The organism is Serratia sp. S4 (genome assembly GCF_000347995.1).
Lineage (GTDB): Bacteria > Pseudomonadota > Gammaproteobacteria > Enterobacterales > Enterobacteriaceae > Serratia > Serratia quinivorans.
Window position 1 is genome coordinate 5,284,443 of record NZ_KB661120.1, and the last position, 16,119, is coordinate 5,300,561.

Sequence of the window (16,119 nt, forward strand, 5' to 3'; positions counted from 1 at the left end):
CGAAACGTTTCGCTGGTGTTACCGAGAACATAGTTACCGAGAACATAAACAGAAAGGGCCCAGCGGTTGCTGAGCCCTTGAGGGGGAAGTTAAATCTCGACCTGGGTTCCCAGCTCGATCACCCTATTGGGTGGGATCTCAAACTGGTCCGGCGCACGCAGCGCGTTTCGGCTCAGCGCGATAAACAGCTTGCCGCGCAGGAACAGGTACCACGGCCGTTTGGTCAGGATTAACGACTCATGCGACATAAAGAACGAGGTTTCCGTCATCCGACACGGCAACCCTTCCAGCCCACAGCGGTGGAACACTTCCTCCACGTTCGGCGTTTCACGCCAGCCGTAGCTGGCCACCACCCGCCAGAAGGTTGGCGAAAGTTGTTCGATGGTCACCCGCCGCACGTTGTGGACGTAAGGTGCGTCTTCAGTGCGCAGCGTCAACAGCACCACTCGCTCATGCAGCACCTTATTGTGTTTAAGGTTATGCAGCAGCGCAAAAGGGATCACGTTGATGGCGCGCGACATAAAGACCGCAGTTCCGGGCACCCGTACCGGCGGTGATTTTTCCAGCGAGGCAATCATTGCCTCGAGGGAATTGCCATGTTCGTGCATGCGGCGCAACAGGCGGAAACGCTCGCTTTTCCAGGTGGTCATGATGATGAACATCACCAGTGCCAGCAGCAACGGCAGCCAACCGCCAGAGAACAGCTTCAGGGCGTTGGCGGAGAACATCGGCACATCGATAATCAGCAAGATAACCAGAATGCCAACGGCGAAGAAGCGGTTCCAGTGCCAATTTTTGATCGCCACCGAGGTCACCAGAATACTGGTCAATACCATGGTGCCGGTCACCGCAATACCGTATGCCGCCGCCAGATTGCTGGAATGTTCGAAACCAATAATCACCAGCACGACTGCGATATACAGCGTCCAGTTGATCACCGGGATGTAGATTTGACCGGATTCCATCTCCGAAGTATGGATGATGCGCATCGGCGACAGATATCCCAGACGCACCGCCTGGCGGGTCAGCGAGAACACGCCGGAGATCACCGCCTGTGAGGCGATAACCGTAGCCAGCGTCGCCAGAATCAACAGCGGGATCAGCGCCCAGTCCGGTGCCAGCAGGAAGAACGGGTTTTTAATTGCCTCAGGATTTTTCAGCAGCAAGGCACCCTGGCCGAAATAATTCAGCACCAGCGAAGGCAGCACCACGGTGAACCAGGCCAGACGAATAGGGAATTTGCCAAAGTGACCCATGTCGGCGTACAGCGCCTCAACGCCGGTGATCGACAGCACTACCGCACCCAGCGCAAAGAACGAAACCTTCTTATATTCGATAAAGAAGTTCAGCGCCCATTTCGGGTTCAGCGCCTGCAGCACCTCCGGGTTGGCCATGATGCTACGAGCACCCAGCACCGCCAGAACGATAAACCACAGCAGCATGACCGGCGCAAACAGCTTGCCGACGCTGCCGGTGCCGTGCTTTTGAATAGCGAACAACAGGGTCAATACCAGAATCGACAGCGGGACTATATAGCCATCCAGCGACGGCGCGGCAATTTCCAAACCTTCTATCGCCGACATCACCGATATCGCCGGGGTGATCACCACCTCGCCATAGAAGAAGCTGCCGCCAATCAGACCCAGGATCACCAATATGGACGTTGTCCGCGCCGAAGTATGGCGCCCGGCCAGCGACATCAGCGTCAGTATCCCCCCCTCACCGGCGTTATCCGCCCGCATGACGTAGGTGAGGTACTTGAGGGAAACAATGATGATTAACATCCAGAAGATCAGCGAAAGAAAACCGAAAACCACGTCTGGACGAACATCGAAGCCGTAATGGCCGGAGAAACACTCTCGGAGAGTATAGAGAGGGCTGGTGCCGATATCACCGTAAACCACCCCAATTGCCGCCAGGGTTACCGCCGATAAGGACTGTTTATGCTCTGTGCTCATAATTCGTTTCTTTATTAGAACATCCGTTAGCGATGCATCCGCATCCGCCAGAGATACGGGCTCTAAGATCCGTTACGCCCACTAAAAGGCGCACAGTATGCACGATTTATACTGCTTGCCTATCCTTATATCAGAGCTTAAAAATAAACAAAATGTGAACCAGCCACCCTTTTGATAATAGAAAGATTTTACTAATCAACAAGCTATACCATTAAAAATAATGGTGGTTTATCATCGGATTATCCACCAAGATTGGCTAACCCTCGGACAACACGACAATAATATGGCGTCATCATCACTTCTGGCAGAACGGATTTCCCGCCTCAGCAGCGCGCTGGAGAGCGGTCTTTATGAACGGCAGGAAGCAATTCGCCTGTGTTTGCTGGCGGCGCTCAGCGGTGAAAGCGTGTTTCTGCTTGGCCCACCGGGCATTGCCAAAAGCCTGATTGCACGCCGGCTAAAATTCGCCTTTCGCAACGCGCGTTCATTTGAATACCTGATGACGCGCTTTTCAACGCCGGAAGAAGTGTTCGGCCCCTTGTCGATCCAGGCGTTAAAGGATGAAGGGCGCTACCAACGTCTGACCACCGGCTACCTGCCCGAAGCGGAAATCGTGTTTCTGGATGAGATCTGGAAGGCTGGCCCGGCGATCCTCAATACCCTGCTCACAGCGATCAACGAACGTCGTTTCCGCAACGGCAACACGGAAGAACCTATCCCGCTGCGGCTGCTGGTCACCGCCTCCAACGAACTGCCGGAAGCCGACAACAGTCTGGAAGCCTTGTATGACCGCATGTTGATACGTCTGTGGTTGGATAAAGTGCAGGACAAACAGAATTTCCGTTCACTGCTGGTCAGCCGCCAGAACGAGAATGAAAACCCGGTGCCCGAAGCACTGAGCATCAGTGACGAGGAATATCACCAGTGGCAACCGCAGATCGATAAAATCAAACTGCCTGAGAATTGCTTTGAACTGATATTCCAACTACGTCAGCGGCTGGATGCACTGGAAAGTGCCCCTTACGTTTCCGATCGCCGCTGGAAAAAAGCGCTGCGGCTGTTGCAGGCCTGCGCTTTTTTCAGTGGTCGCGACGCCGTGGCCCCAATCGATCTGCTGCTGCTGAAAGACTGCCTGTGGCACGACCTCAGCTCACTGAAACTGCTGCAACAGCAAGTTGAGCAGTTGCTGAACGAGTCTGCCTATCAACAGCAAACGTTGCTGATCCAACTGCAACAGATCCATACCCGCTGGCTACAGCATCAGCAACAGCAGAGCGACAGTCAGGCTATTACATTGGTAAAAAAGGGCGGCATGTTCAGCAGAAAGCCCCAGTTTTCCCTGGCCACGCCGCTCGGTACCGGTACCCTGACCCTGCTGCTGCAAAAACCGCTGCAACTGCATGATATTCAGGTCAACCATCTGAGTATTGAAAACAGCGCGCTGGAAAACTGGCTGCAAAAAGGCGGCGATGTGCGCGCCAAGCTGAACGGCATTGGCTTTGCCCAGCAGATTGACCTGGAAGTCGACGAGCAACTGCATCTGACGGTTCTGGACGTCAGCCGCCAGCCCTCTTTACTGGCCCAGCCCGGCAAGCAGACCAGCGGCACGCCGCAGGCAATGCTGGACGAAATGGACCTGTTGGCGCAGCGCCTGGCAGAACAGCGTCGTTTATTCAGTCAGCATCAGCCCTGCCTGTTTACCCCTGCCGCCAGGCTGGCAAAAATTGAGGCCAGCCTGCTGCAGGTGGCGGAACAAATCAAACAGCAGCACCAGCAAATGCGCGGCCAGTAATTATGCTCAGCCTGGAAACACTCGATCTGCTGCTGGCGATCACCGAAGGTGAACTGATCGAGGAGATGATCATCGGCATGCTGGCGGCACCGCAGCTGTCGATTTTCTTCAAAAAGTTTCCGGCGATCCGCCGGGCGCTGGATCGCGACCTGCCACGCTGGAAGCTACAACTGAAAGAACGCCTGCATGAAGCCATGGTGCCGCCCGCGCTGGCACAGGAATTCTATCGTTATCAACAGTGCCAGCTAGAGAACAACACCCAGTTCTTCCATAACCTTAATGACACCCTGGATCTGCTGCGTCAGCTGGTTTCTCCCTTTTATGAGCAGGCGCGCTCACTGGTGGACGCCGCCGATCTGCCCAATCATCCACTGGATGACAGCTTCCAAACCCTGTTTCTGCAGCGCTGGCGCATCAGCCTGACGCTGCAAGCCACCATGATGCATCACCAACTGCTGGAACAGGAACGCGAACAGCTGATGGCGGAGCTGCAGGAACGTCTGGCGCTGAGTGGCGCCCTAGAGCCGCTGCTGTCGGAAAACGACACCGCTGCCGGGCGGCTTTGGGATATGAGTAAAGGCCATCTGCAACGGGGTGATTACCAACGGCTGGTGGAATACGGCAATTTCTTGCAGCAGCAACCGGAACTGAAAAAGCTGGCACAGCAGCTTGGGCGCAGCTATCAGGCCAAGGCGGTGCAACAGCAGGACGCGTTGCCGGAGCCTTTCCGCGTGATGGTGCAGGTACCGGCCACGCTGCCGGAAGAGGTCAGCGGCATTCACCAGAGCGACGATATTCTGCGCCTGCTGCCGCCCGAGTTGGTCACGCTGGGCATTGAAGAGCTGGAGTTTGAGTTTTACCGCCGCCTGCTGGAAAAACGGCTCTTGAGCTATCGTCTGCAGGGCGATGTCTGGCAGGAACAGATCCATATCCGTCAGGTCACTCACCAGCAGCAGGATCAACAACCTCGCGGGCCGTTTATTGTCTGCGTGGATACCTCAGGTTCGATGGGCGGTTTCAACGAGCAGTGCGCCAAGGCTTTCTGTCTGGCGCTGTTGCGCATTGCGCTGGCGGATAACCGCCGCTGCTACATCATGCTGTTCGCCAACCAGATAGTGCATTACGAACTGACCGCCGCCAGCGGTATTGAGCAGGCGGTTCGCTTTCTCGGTCAGCATTTTCGCGGCGGCACCGATCTGGCAGCCTGCCTGAATGCCACGGTGAGCAAAATGACGGAAAGCGGCTGGTTCGACGCCGACGCGGTGATCATTTCTGACTTTATTGCCCAGCGATTGCCGGAGGAGATAATAAAGAAGGTTAAACAACAGCAGCAAAACCACCAACAGCGCTTTCACGCAGTGGCGATGTCCAACTACGGCAAGCCCGGTATCATGCGCATCTTCGATCATATCTGGCGCTTTGATACCGGGTTAAAAAGCCGCTTAATGCGCCGCTGGCGGCGCTGAGTATTACAGCAGCCCTTCTACCGCCTCACGTACCTGAGGTGACCACACGCCGCACTGTACCTGCCCGATGTGCGACAGTTGCAGCAATAGCATCACCAGGCGCGACTGACCGATACCGCCACCGATGGTTTGTGGCATCTCGCCACGCAGCAATGACTGATGCCATTCCAGCGCCAGGCGATCTTCATCACCGGTCTGTGCCAATTGGCGTTTCAGCGCGCTGGCGTCAACGCGGATCCCCATAGAAGAAAGTTCGAAGGCGTCCTGCAGCACCGGGTTCCATACCAGGATGTCACCGTTCAGGCCGGCCAGCCCTTCAGCTGCTGGGGTGGTCCAGTCATCATAATCCGGCGCACGTACATCGTGTGATTTGCCGTGTGACAATTTGCCACCAATACCGATCAGAAATACCGCGCCCAGCTCTTTGGCAATCGCCCGTTCACGGCCTTTGGCATCCAGTTCAGGGTAGCGTTGCAGCAGGGTTTCGCTGTGCACAAAATGGATTTGCTCCGGCAGGAACGGCGTTAAACCGTATTCGCGATTCACTTCCCCTTCGGTGGCCTTAATCGCCGCATAAATACTGCGCACGGTGCTTTCGAGGTAATCCTGGCTGCGTTCGCCATCGCCCATCACCCGCTCCCAGTCCCATTGATCAACGTAGACCGAATGGATGGCGCTCAGACGATCTTCGTCCGGACGCAGTGCTTTCATATGGGTATACAGGCCTTCACCGGCGCCAAAGTCGTAGCTGCCCAGCGTTTTACGCTTCCATTTGGCCAGCGAGTGCACCACTTCGAAGGTGGCGTCCGGCAGGGTTTTCACCTTTACCTGTACCGCTTTCTCGCTACCGGACAGGTTGTCCTGGGTGCCGTCACCCAGACGGCTGAGGATCGGCGCCTGTACTTCGATCAGGCCAAGCTGTTGTTCCAACTGGCGGGAGAAAAAGGATTTAACCAGGCTGATTTGTTGTTGTTTTTGAATAAACTGTTTTTTCATTGCCGTATCTCTTATAAACCTGTCTCTGTTGCCAACGATTAAGCAACAGAACGGCACCACAATTCAATATCCGCTAATCAATATTGCCTTTTCACTTTTAATCGTTCATTTTGATGCGGTAATAATTCAACAATCAGCAATTAGTGGGGGATTAAATGGCTGAAAATTATCAGATCGATAATCTCGATCGCGGCATTCTTAATGCCTTGATGGAAAACGCGCGCACGCCTTATGCCGAACTGGCGAAGAATTTTGCCGTCAGTCCCGGAACCATTCACGTGCGAGTAGAGAAGATGAAGCAAGCCGGTATCATCACCGGAGCACGGGTAGACGTGAATCCCAAACGCCTGGGCTACGACGTCTGCTGTTTTATCGGCATTATATTAAAGAGTGCCAAAGACTATCCTTCTGCACTGAAAAAGCTCGAAAGCCTGGAGGAAGTGGTCGAGGCCTATTACACCACTGGCCACTACAGCGTGTTTATCAAAGTGATGTGCCGCTCGATAGATGCGCTGCAACAAGTACTTATCAACAAGATCCAGACTATCGACGAGATCCAGTCTACGGAAACCCTGATCTCGCTGCAGAACCCCATCATGCGTACCATCACTCCCTAGCCAACTATTTACTATACCCATATTATCCACAGGTAGATCCCAGCCGATTCACAGCGTACAATGCTGCCACTTTGAGAAGGTTGGGATCATTCATTTCATGGCAGACATTACTCTGATCAGTGGCAGTACGCTTGGCAGTGCCGAGTACGTAGCCGAGCACCTGGCTGAAAAGCTGGAAGCGGCAGGCTTTACTACCGAGACCCTGCATGGCCCTGAATTGGATGAACTGACCCTGTCCGGACGCTGGCTGGTGGTGTCTTCGACCCATGGCGCCGGGGATTTACCGGATAACCTGCAACCGCTGCTGGAACAAATAGAAGAACAGCTTCCTGACTTGTCTCAGGTGCAGTTCGGTGCAGTCGGTTTGGGCAGCTCTGAATACGATACTTTCTGTGGTGCGATCCAACGGATCGACGATCTTCTGATTGCCCGTGGAGCGAAAAGGATCGGCGATCGGCTTGAGATCGACGTGACTGAACACGAAATTCCTGAGGATCCAGCAGAGGAATGGGTGAAAAATTGGATTAATTTACTCTAATTTGTTCAAAGATCACCCGAACGATTGTGGATAACTATGCTTAAAAGCAGGGTAAAACCGGTAGTTATCCCAATAACAACCTTAGGTCGCTTTTTGTCCTGTGCATAACATGCCATTTAGATCCCAGCTTATAAGCCATAGGATCACCGATCATTCACAGCTAACGATCCTCCTTAATTAGCTGATCTCAATCGCGAATAATCACTTATCCACAGAAGATCGCGATCCTAATAAGAGATCTAATAAAGAGATCTTTAAATAAAAAGATCTTCTTTTAATTACTCAAGGATCCTGACCACTTGGTCGATCGACTAAACTTGAGTAGAATCCACCACCCCAGGGCAAACAACGATCGTTCGCAATACGACGAGGTGCAGTTCCATGTTTTATCCAGAGCAATTTGACGTCATCATCATCGGTGGTGGCCATGCCGGTACCGAAGCCGCTATGGCTGCGGCACGTATGGGACGTCAGACTTTATTACTGACTCACAATATCGATACGCTGGGGCAAATGTCTTGCAACCCGGCGATTGGCGGTATTGGTAAAGGGCATCTGGTTAAGGAAATTGATGCACTTGGCGGCCTGATGGCCACGGCGATCGACCATGCCGGTATCCAGTTTAGGATACTAAACGCCAGCAAAGGCCCTGCGGTACGAGCCACCCGGGCTCAGGCTGACCGAGTACTGTATCGTCAAGCGGTACGTACTGCCCTGGAGAACCAGCCCAATCTGATGATCTTCCAGCAACCGGTCGAAGATCTGATCGTGGAAAACGATCGCGTTGTCGGTGCCGTGACCCAAATGGGGCTAAAATTCCGCGCCAAGGCGGTAGTACTGACCGTAGGTACCTTCCTGGACGGCAAGATCCACATTGGTCTGGAAAACTACAGCGGTGGCCGTGCCGGAGATCCGCCATCGATCTCACTGTCACAGCGACTGCGTGAATTGCCTTTGCGTGTTAACCGACTGAAAACCGGCACACCGCCGCGTATCGATGCCCGCAGCATAGATTTCAGCGTATTGGCACCTCAACACGGTGATACACCGATCCCGGTGTTCTCGTTCATGGGCAACGCTGGGCAACACCCTGAACAAATGGCGTGTTACATCACCTACACCAATGAAAAAACCCATGATGTGATCCGTAATAACCTCGATCGCAGCCCGATGTATGCCGGGATCATCGAAGGGATCGGCCCGCGTTACTGCCCGTCGATCGAAGACAAGGTGATGCGTTTTGCCGATCGTAACGCGCACCAGATCTTCCTTGAGCCGGAAGGCCTGACCAGCAATGAAATTTATCCAAACGGCATCTCCACCAGCCTGCCGTTTGACGTACAGATGCAGATCGTCCGTTCGATGGAAGGGATGCAAAATGCCCGGATCATTCGACCAGGCTATGCCATCGAGTATGATTTCTTCGATCCTCGCGATCTGAAGCCGACGCTGGAAAGCAAATTTATTCAGGGCCTGTTCTTCGCCGGCCAGATCAACGGCACCACCGGTTACGAAGAGGCTGCAGCGCAAGGCCTGTTGGCCGGCCTGAATGCCGGGCGCTACGCCAATGAAGACGAAGGCTGGTCACCACGCCGCGATCAGGCTTATCTGGGCGTGCTGGTGGACGACCTCAGCACCCTGGGCACCAAAGAGCCGTACCGCATGTTCACATCACGTGCCGAATACCGCCTGATGTTACGTGAAGACAATGCCGATCTGCGCCTGACGGAAAAAGGCCGCGAACTGGGCCTGGTGGACGATGCCCGCTGGGCACGCTTTAGCGAAAAACTCGAGCACATCGAACAGGAGCGTCAGCGCCTGCGCGACATCTGGATGCACCCGCACGCCGAAAACGTCGAGCAGGTGAACGCGCTGCTGAAAGCACCGCTGTCGCGTGAGGCCAACGGTGAAGAACTGCTGCGCCGCCCGGAAATGGATTACACCCAATTGACCTCCGTCGCGGCATTTGCGCCGCCGCTGGCCGATACTCAGGCCGCCGAGCAGGTTGAGATCCAGGTAAAATACGAAGGTTATATTGCTCGCCAGCAGGAAGAGATCGAAAAACAGCAGCGCAATGAGAACACCGTGCTGCCGTTGGATCTCGATTACCAGCAGGTTTCTGGCCTGTCGAATGAAGTGATCGCCAAGTTGAATGACCACAAGCCGAATTCGATCGGCCAGGCTTCACGCATTTCTGGCATTACACCGGCGGCGATCTCAATTCTACTGATTTGGTTGAAAAAGCAGGGGCTGCTGCGCCGCAGCGCATAAATCCTGTTTTTGGGCGGCCGTTTGATTATTTGATCGGCAAACGGCCGCTGACATCGTTTCTGGCCTGAATTATTATGGTCACCTTCTTGGGCAGCCCCTACCTGGCTTGCCGTTGTGCGCCAGTCTAAGGACTCATTGTGCAGAAAAAATTAGATTCGTTGCTCAAAGCGGCAGGCATTACGCTTCCCGATCGGCAAAAACAGCAGTTGCTGGGCTATGTCGGCATGCTGGATAAGTGGAACAAGGCGTATAACCTCACTTCGGTGCGCGATCCGCAGCAAATGCTGGTTCGCCATATTCTCGACAGCATCGTAGTTAACCCGCATCTGCAGGGTAAGCGTTTTATCGACGTGGGCACCGGCCCCGGCTTGCCAGGCATTCCGCTGGCCATTGTTCGCCCCGATTCCCATTTCACCTTGCTCGACAGCCTGGGCAAGCGTGTACGCTTCCTGCGTCAGGTGCAGCATGAACTGGGTTTGACCAACGTTGAGCCGGTTCAGAGCCGCGTTGAGGAGTTTCCTGCGGAGCCGCCGTTTGACGGCGTCATCAGCCGCGCCTTCGCCTCATTGCAGGATATGCTGTCCTGGTGTCATCATTTGCCGGCAAAAGGGCAGGGGCGTTTCTACGCGCTGAAAGGAGTACGCCCAGACGAAGAGCTTACGCAGTTGCCGCCGGGCATTGAGTTGGAATCGGTCGTACGTCTGCAGGTACCGGAACTCGAAGGTGAACGTCATCTGGTTATCCTTAAGGCAAACTGAGTTTGTTTTTGATCAAGTAAGCGCGAATTAAAAGATAGTGCCCATGGTTAAAGTAAGCAGACTAATTAATGGGTGGTTTTTTTAGTTAATTTACTTTTTATTAACACAAAAATAGCCACCAATTGGTGACAATAGGGTAATTGCAGATCGTAATAGTTGCGTTAGCAACCATAAGTGAAGGATCTTGCTTTGCTGCTAATGTTAATTAGCTGTTGGAATATTATCCCTGAAGCTGTCAATAAAAGGTTTTTAGCGGGTAGACGGATTGTTTTTGAACAGTTAACTTGTAATATTCTGATTTATAATATCTTTTTGATCGCCCGATTTGCTAAAGACGCTTTGGTTGGCCGTGGGCTATAAATCAGAAATAGGTATTATTGTGAGCAACTACACGTTTCTTGCTGTAACACTGGAATAATCAGACAATTAAATGAGCCCTATTATTCCGACCGTTTTCTTGTGAAAATAGCCTGAAATGGGGGAATTTAAATAATTGTTCACCTTTTCGCTACTTATCGATTGAATTCGTTGGTATGCCCCGTATAATTTGCTCGTTTTTTGCTGCTTGACTCAGAGCAGTAAAGAAAGTTTTATACGTCACTCAGCATACCTCCTCAGGGGTACGGAGAGAACAAACGTCATGTCTGTGTCCCTTTACAGCGGAAAAGTTGCTCGCAAATTGCTGTTTCTGCAGTTAATGACTTTTGTTCTGATCAGCGCTGCTTTCGGTCTGAAAAGCCTGGAATGGAGCGGTTCGGCATTGGCGGGCGGTCTCGCTGCCTGGTTGCCGAGCACCATGTTTATGCTGTTTGCCTTGCGCCATCAGGCGCAGACGCCGGCACCCGGTCGGGTTGCCTGGTCGTTCGCCATCGGCGAGGGATTAAAGGTCCTGATCACCATAGTTTTGTTGATCGTGGCGCTTGGGGTGTTTAAAGCGGCGTTTGTACCGCTTGGCCTGACCTATTTAGCGGTGTTAGTGGTGCAGATAGTGGCACCGGCCGTGATTAACAGTTACCGAACTTAACTAAAAGGGTAAGAGGCATCATGTCTGCATCTGGAGAAAATGGGACTGCAAAGGACTATATCAGCCACCATCTGAATAACCTTCAGTTGGATCTGCGTACTTTTCAGTTAGTTGAACCACACTCTGGTACCCCGACATTCTGGACGTTGAACATTGACTCATTGTTCTTCTCTGTGGTGTTGGGCGCGCTGTTCTTGTTTATCTTCAAGAAAGTAGCCAATACAGCCACCAGCGGTGTACCGGGGAAACTTCAAACTGCCGTCGAACTTATCATGGGCTTCGTCGACAGTAGCGTTCGTGATATGTATCACGGCAAGAGCAAGGTTATTGCTCCGCTGGCGCTGACCGTGTTTGTCTGGGTATTCCTGATGAACATGATGGATCTGCTGCCAATCGATCTGCTGCCGTTTATTGGCGAACATGTGTTTGGTTTGCCGGCACTGCGTGTCGTCCCTACCGCAGATGTGAGTATTACACTGTCGATGGCGTTGGGCGTATTTATCCTGATTCTGTTCTATAGCATCAAAATGAAAGGCGTTGGTGGGTTCGTTAAAGAGTTAACCATGCAGCCGTTCAACCATCCGTTATTCATTCCAATCAACCTGATTCTTGAAGGTGTCAGCCTGCTGTCCAAGCCTGTTTCACTGGGCCTGCGACTGTTCGGCAACATGTATGCGGGTGAGTTGATCTTCATCCTGATTGCCGGTTTGTTGCCGTGGTGGTCACAGTGGCTTCTGAATGTGCCTTGGGCTATTTTCCACATCCTGATCATTACGCTTCAAGCCTTTATTTTCATGGTTCTGACGATTGTCTATCTCTCGATGGCATCTGAAGAGCACTGATTTTCTTAAAACACTTGTACTTTTAAACTGAAACAAACTGGAGACTGTCATGGAAAACCTGAGTATGGATCTGCTGTACATGGCTGCCGCTGTGATGATGGGTTTAGCGGCAATCGGTGCTGCGATCGGTATCGGCATCCTGGGTGGTAAATTCTTGGAAGGCGCTGCACGTCAGCCTGACCTGATTCCTTTGCTGCGTACACAGTTCTTTATCGTTATGGGTCTGGTTGACGCCATCCCGATGATCGCTGTTGGTCTGGGTCTGTACGTGATGTTTGCTGTCGCGTAAGTAGAGAACTTCTCTACACTGAAACCACACTATTAACTTTTAAAGAGGCATTGTGCTGTGAATCTTAACGCAACAATCCTCGGCCAGGCCATCGCGTTCGTTCTGTTTGTCTGGTTCTGCATGAAGTACGTATGGCCGCCGATCATGGCAGCCATCGAGAAGCGTCAGGGAGAAATTGCTGACGGTCTCGCTTCTGCAGAACGTGCCAAAAAAGATTTGGACTTAGCGCAAGCCAATGCGACCGACCAGCTGAAAACTGCCAAGGCAGAAGCTCAGGTGATCATCGAGCAAGCAAACAAACGCAAAGCTCAGATCATGGATGAAGCGAAAGCCGAAGCCGAGCAGGAACGTAACAAAATCGTGGCGCAGGCTCAGGCTGAGATCGAAGCCGAACGTAAGCGCGCTCGTGAAGAGTTGCGTAAGCAAGTCGCGATGCTGGCAATTGCCGGCGCCGAGAAGATCATCGAACGTTCCGTGGATGAAGCTGCTAACAGCGACATCGTTGATAAACTGGTCGCTGAACTGTAAGGAGGGAGGGGCTGATGTCTGAATTTGTAACTGTAGCTCGCCCCTACGCCAAAGCAGCTTTTGACTTTGCCGTTGAGCATCAAAGCTTGGATCGCTGGCAGGATATGCTGGCGTTTGCGGCTGATGTCACTCGCAATGAACAGATTTCTGAACTGCTGGCTGGTGCTGTCGCACCGGAGACGCTGTCCAGAACGTTCATCGCGGTATGTGGCGAACAACTCGACGAACATGGCCAGAACTTTATCCGTGTAATGGCCGAAAATGGACGTTTACTGGTTCTTCCTGCGGTGCTGCAGCAGTTCATCGAACTGCGCGCTTTGCTGGAATCCACCGTCGAAGTCGAGGTGCTCTCTGCGAGCGCACTGAACGACAAACAGCTGGCTAATATTGCCGCTGCGATGGAAAAGCGTCTGTCACGCAAAGTTAAGCTGAATTGCAAAATTGACAAGTCTGTACTGGCCGGCGTAATTATCCGTGCTGGCGATATGGTGATTGATGGCAGCGTTCGCGGTCGTCTTGAACGCCTGACAGACGTCTTGCAGTCTTAAGGGGACTGGAGCATGCAACTGAATTCCACCGAAATCAGCGAACTGATCAAGCAGCGCATTGCTCAGTTCAATGTGGTGAGCGAAGCTCACAATGAAGGTACTATTGTTTCCGTCAGTGACGGGATCATCCGCGTACACGGTCTGGCCGAAGTTATGCAGGGCGAAATGATCGCACTGCCAGGCAACCGTTACGCAATCGCATTGAACCTGGAGCGCGACTCCGTAGGTGCTGTGGTTATGGGTCCGTACGCGGATCTGGCCGAAGGCATGAAGGTAAAATGTACCGGCCGTATTCTGGAAGTTCCGGTTGGCCGTGGCCTGCTGGGCCGTGTAGTTAACACCCTGGGCGCACCTATTGACGGTAAAGGCCCGGTTGATAACGACGGTTTCTCCCCGGTTGAAGCTATTGCCCCTGGTGTTATCGAGCGTCAGTCCGTAGATCAGCCTGTTCAAACTGGCTATAAATCTGTTGACGCCATGATCCCAATCGGCCGTGGCCAGCGTGAGCTGGTGATCGGTGACCGTCAGACAGGTAAAACTGCCCTGGCGATCGATGCGATCATCAACCAACGCGATTCCGGCATCAAATGTGTTTACGTGGCTATCGGCCAGAAAGCGTCCACCATCGCTAACGTGGTGCGCAAACTGGAAGAGCACGGCGCACTGGCAAACACCATCGTTGTGGTTGCTACCGCGTCTGAATCCGCTGCATTGCAATACCTGGCGCCATATGCCGGTTGTGCGATGGGTGAATACTTCCGTGACCGCGGTGAAGATGCGCTGATTGTTTATGATGACCTGTCCAAACAGGCCGTTGCATACCGTCAGATCTCCCTGCTGCTTCGTCGTCCACCAGGTCGTGAAGCTTACCCAGGCGACGTATTCTATCTCCACTCCCGTTTGCTGGAGCGTGCTGCGCGTGTTAACGCCGAATACGTTGAAGCCTTCACCAAAGGTGAAGTCAAAGGCCAAACCGGTTCACTGACTGCTCTGCCGATCATTGAAACCCAGGCGGGTGACGTTTCCGCGTTCGTTCCGACCAACGTAATCTCGATTACCGATGGTCAGATCTTCCTGGAATCCAACCTGTTTAACTCCGGTATTCGTCCGGCAGTTAACCCGGGTATCTCCGTATCCCGTGTGGGCGGTGCAGCGCAAACCAAGATCATGAAAAAACTGTCCGGTGGTATTCGTACCGCGCTGGCACAGTATCGTGAACTGGCTGCGTTCTCTCAGTTCGCTTCCGATCTGGATGATGCGACCCGCAAACAGCTGAGCCACGGTCAGAAAGTGACCGAGCTGCTGAAACAGAAACAGTATGCGCCGATGTCCGTCGCACAACAGTCTCTGGTGCTGTTTGCCGCAGAACGTGGCTTCCTGAACGACGTTGAAGTCGCGAAAGTCGTGAGCTTCGAAGCCGCGCTGGTTGCTTACGCAGACCGCGAGCATGCCGAGTTGCTGAACCACATCAACCAAACTGGCAATTTCAACGATGAGATCGAGGGCAAGCTGAAAGGCATCCTCGAGACCTTCAAGAAAACCCAGTCCTGGTAACGCTCAGCGGCCTGCAGTTGTAAAACAGCAGGCCGTCTGGCAATGAGGAGAAGCAGACATGGCCGGCGCAAAAGAGATACGTAGTAAGATCGCGAGCGTGCAAAACACGCAAAAGATCACTAAAGCGATGGAAATGGTCGCCGCCTCCAAAATGCGTAAATCGCAGGAACGCATGGCGGCCAGCCGTCCTTATGCAGAGACCATGCGCAAAGTGATTGGTCACCTTGCGTTGGGTAATCTGGAATATAAGCACCCGTACCTGGATGAGCGTGATGTTAAGCGCGTCGGGTATCTGGTGGTGTCTACTGACCGCGGTCTCTGTGGTGGCTTGAACATTAACCTGTTCAAGCGCCTGTTGGCAGAGATGAAAGGCTGGTCCGAAAAAGGTGTCGAAACAGATTTGGCACTGATTGGCTCTAAAGCGGCTTCTTTCTTTGGCTCCGTGGGCGGCAACGTGGTTGCCCAGGTCACCGGCATGGGGGATAACCCTTCCCTGTCGGAGTTGATCGGACCGGTGAAAGTGATGCTGCAAGCCTACGACGAAGGTCGTTTGGACAAGCTGTACATTGTCAGTAACAAATTTATCAATACGATGTCCCAAGAACCACAGATCGTTCAGCTGCTGCCGTTGCCGCCTGCCGAAGACGGTGAGCTGAAGAAAAAATCTTGGGATTACCTGTATGAACCCGATCCAAAAGTGCTGCTTGATACCTTGCTGCGTCGCTATGTGGAATCTCAGGTTTATCAGGGCGTCGTGGAAAACCTGGCCAGCGAGCAGGCCGCACGAATGGTAGCGATGAAAGCCGCAACCGATAACGGCGGTAGCCTGATCAAAGAGCTGCAGTTGGTATACAACAAGGCTCGTCAGGCCAGCATCACTCAGGAACTCACCGAGATCGTTTCGGGAGCCTCCGCGGTTTAAGCTAGGTTTACGAATT

General features: G+C 53.0%; 15 protein-coding genes. 13 read left to right on the forward strand and 2 right to left on the reverse strand.

Translation table 11 applies throughout. From position 1 onward, the window contains the following. Positions 1–89: 89 nt before the first annotated feature. Positions 90–1,958 carry a low affinity potassium transporter Kup gene (kup, locus tag SERS4_RS0125315; protein WP_012147570.1) on the reverse strand — a complete coding sequence of 623 codons (1,869 nt, stop codon included), beginning with the start codon at positions 1,956–1,958 and terminating at the stop codon, positions 90–92. A 283-nt stretch (positions 1,959–2,241) separates the two neighbouring features. Here kup and ravA point away from each other — a divergent pair, with 283 nt between their 5' ends. Both ravA and viaA read left to right on the forward strand, forming a co-directional pair. After that, positions 2,242–3,750, forward strand: coding sequence for an ATPase RavA (gene ravA / locus SERS4_RS0125320; RefSeq protein WP_017894481.1), 1,509 nt, complete (start codon positions 2,242–2,244; stop codon positions 3,748–3,750). A gap of 2 nt (positions 3,751–3,752) precedes the next feature. Beyond that, a complete protein-coding gene (gene viaA / locus SERS4_RS0125325; RefSeq protein ID WP_012147572.1) occupies positions 3,753–5,216 on the forward strand; it encodes an ATPase RavA stimulator ViaA in 1,464 nt (487 codons plus the stop codon). A gap of 3 nt (positions 5,217–5,219) precedes the next feature. Here viaA and asnA read toward each other — a convergent pair whose 3' ends face one another. Beyond that, positions 5,220–6,212: an aspartate--ammonia ligase gene (asnA, locus tag SERS4_RS0125330; RefSeq protein WP_017894482.1), complete on the reverse strand. Its 993-nt coding sequence runs from the start codon at positions 6,210–6,212 to the stop codon at positions 5,220–5,222. A 155-nt stretch (positions 6,213–6,367) separates the two neighbouring features. Here asnA and asnC point away from each other — a divergent pair, with 155 nt between their 5' ends. The 11 genes from asnC (at position 6,368) to atpG (ending at position 16,103) form a co-directional block, all read left to right on the forward strand. Next, entirely contained in the window at positions 6,368–6,829 is a 462-nt protein-coding gene (gene asnC, locus SERS4_RS0125335; RefSeq protein WP_004950461.1) for a transcriptional regulator AsnC, read from the forward strand. Positions 6,830–6,926: 97 nt separating this feature from the next. After that, positions 6,927–7,367: an FMN-binding protein MioC gene (gene mioC, locus SERS4_RS0125340; RefSeq protein WP_012147574.1), complete on the forward strand. Its 441-nt coding sequence runs from the start codon at positions 6,927–6,929 to the stop codon at positions 7,365–7,367. A gap of 381 nt (positions 7,368–7,748) precedes the next feature. Next, positions 7,749–9,638 (forward strand): tRNA uridine-5-carboxymethylaminomethyl(34) synthesis enzyme MnmG, encoded by a 1,890-nt coding sequence (mnmG, locus tag SERS4_RS0125345; protein ID WP_012147575.1) that lies wholly within the window; start codon positions 7,749–7,751, stop codon positions 9,636–9,638. A 137-nt stretch (positions 9,639–9,775) separates the two neighbouring features. After that, positions 9,776–10,396: a 16S rRNA (guanine(527)-N(7))-methyltransferase RsmG gene (gene rsmG, locus SERS4_RS0125350; protein ID WP_012147576.1), complete on the forward strand. Its 621-nt coding sequence runs from the start codon at positions 9,776–9,778 to the stop codon at positions 10,394–10,396. Between the two features lie 640 nt (positions 10,397–11,036). Then, positions 11,037–11,420 (forward strand): F0F1 ATP synthase subunit I, encoded by a 384-nt coding sequence (gene atpI / locus SERS4_RS0125355; protein ID WP_012004480.1) that lies wholly within the window; start codon positions 11,037–11,039, stop codon positions 11,418–11,420. 20 nt (positions 11,421–11,440) lie between these two features. After that, the gene (gene atpB, locus SERS4_RS0125360) at positions 11,441–12,262 is read left to right on the forward strand and encodes a F0F1 ATP synthase subunit A (RefSeq protein WP_012004481.1); all 822 of its coding nucleotides are present in this window, start codon (positions 11,441–11,443) and stop codon (positions 12,260–12,262) included. A gap of 49 nt (positions 12,263–12,311) precedes the next feature. Continuing rightward, positions 12,312–12,551 (forward strand): F0F1 ATP synthase subunit C, encoded by a 240-nt coding sequence (gene atpE / locus SERS4_RS0125365; protein ID WP_004093904.1) that lies wholly within the window; start codon positions 12,312–12,314, stop codon positions 12,549–12,551. Between the two features lie 57 nt (positions 12,552–12,608). After that, entirely contained in the window at positions 12,609–13,079 is a 471-nt protein-coding gene (gene atpF / locus SERS4_RS0125370) for a F0F1 ATP synthase subunit B (RefSeq protein ID WP_004950476.1), read from the forward strand. Between the two features lie 14 nt (positions 13,080–13,093). Next, positions 13,094–13,627 carry a F0F1 ATP synthase subunit delta gene (atpH, locus tag SERS4_RS0125375; protein ID WP_012004482.1) on the forward strand — a complete coding sequence of 178 codons (534 nt, stop codon included), beginning with the start codon at positions 13,094–13,096 and terminating at the stop codon, positions 13,625–13,627. Positions 13,628–13,639: 12 nt separating this feature from the next. Beyond that, entirely contained in the window at positions 13,640–15,181 is a 1,542-nt protein-coding gene (gene atpA, locus SERS4_RS0125380; protein WP_012004483.1) for a F0F1 ATP synthase subunit alpha, read from the forward strand. A 58-nt stretch (positions 15,182–15,239) separates the two neighbouring features. Continuing rightward, on the forward strand, positions 15,240–16,103 hold the full coding sequence (gene atpG, locus SERS4_RS0125385; protein WP_012004484.1) for a F0F1 ATP synthase subunit gamma: 864 nt from the start codon (positions 15,240–15,242) through the stop codon (positions 16,101–16,103). Positions 16,104–16,119 lie beyond the last annotated feature (16 nt).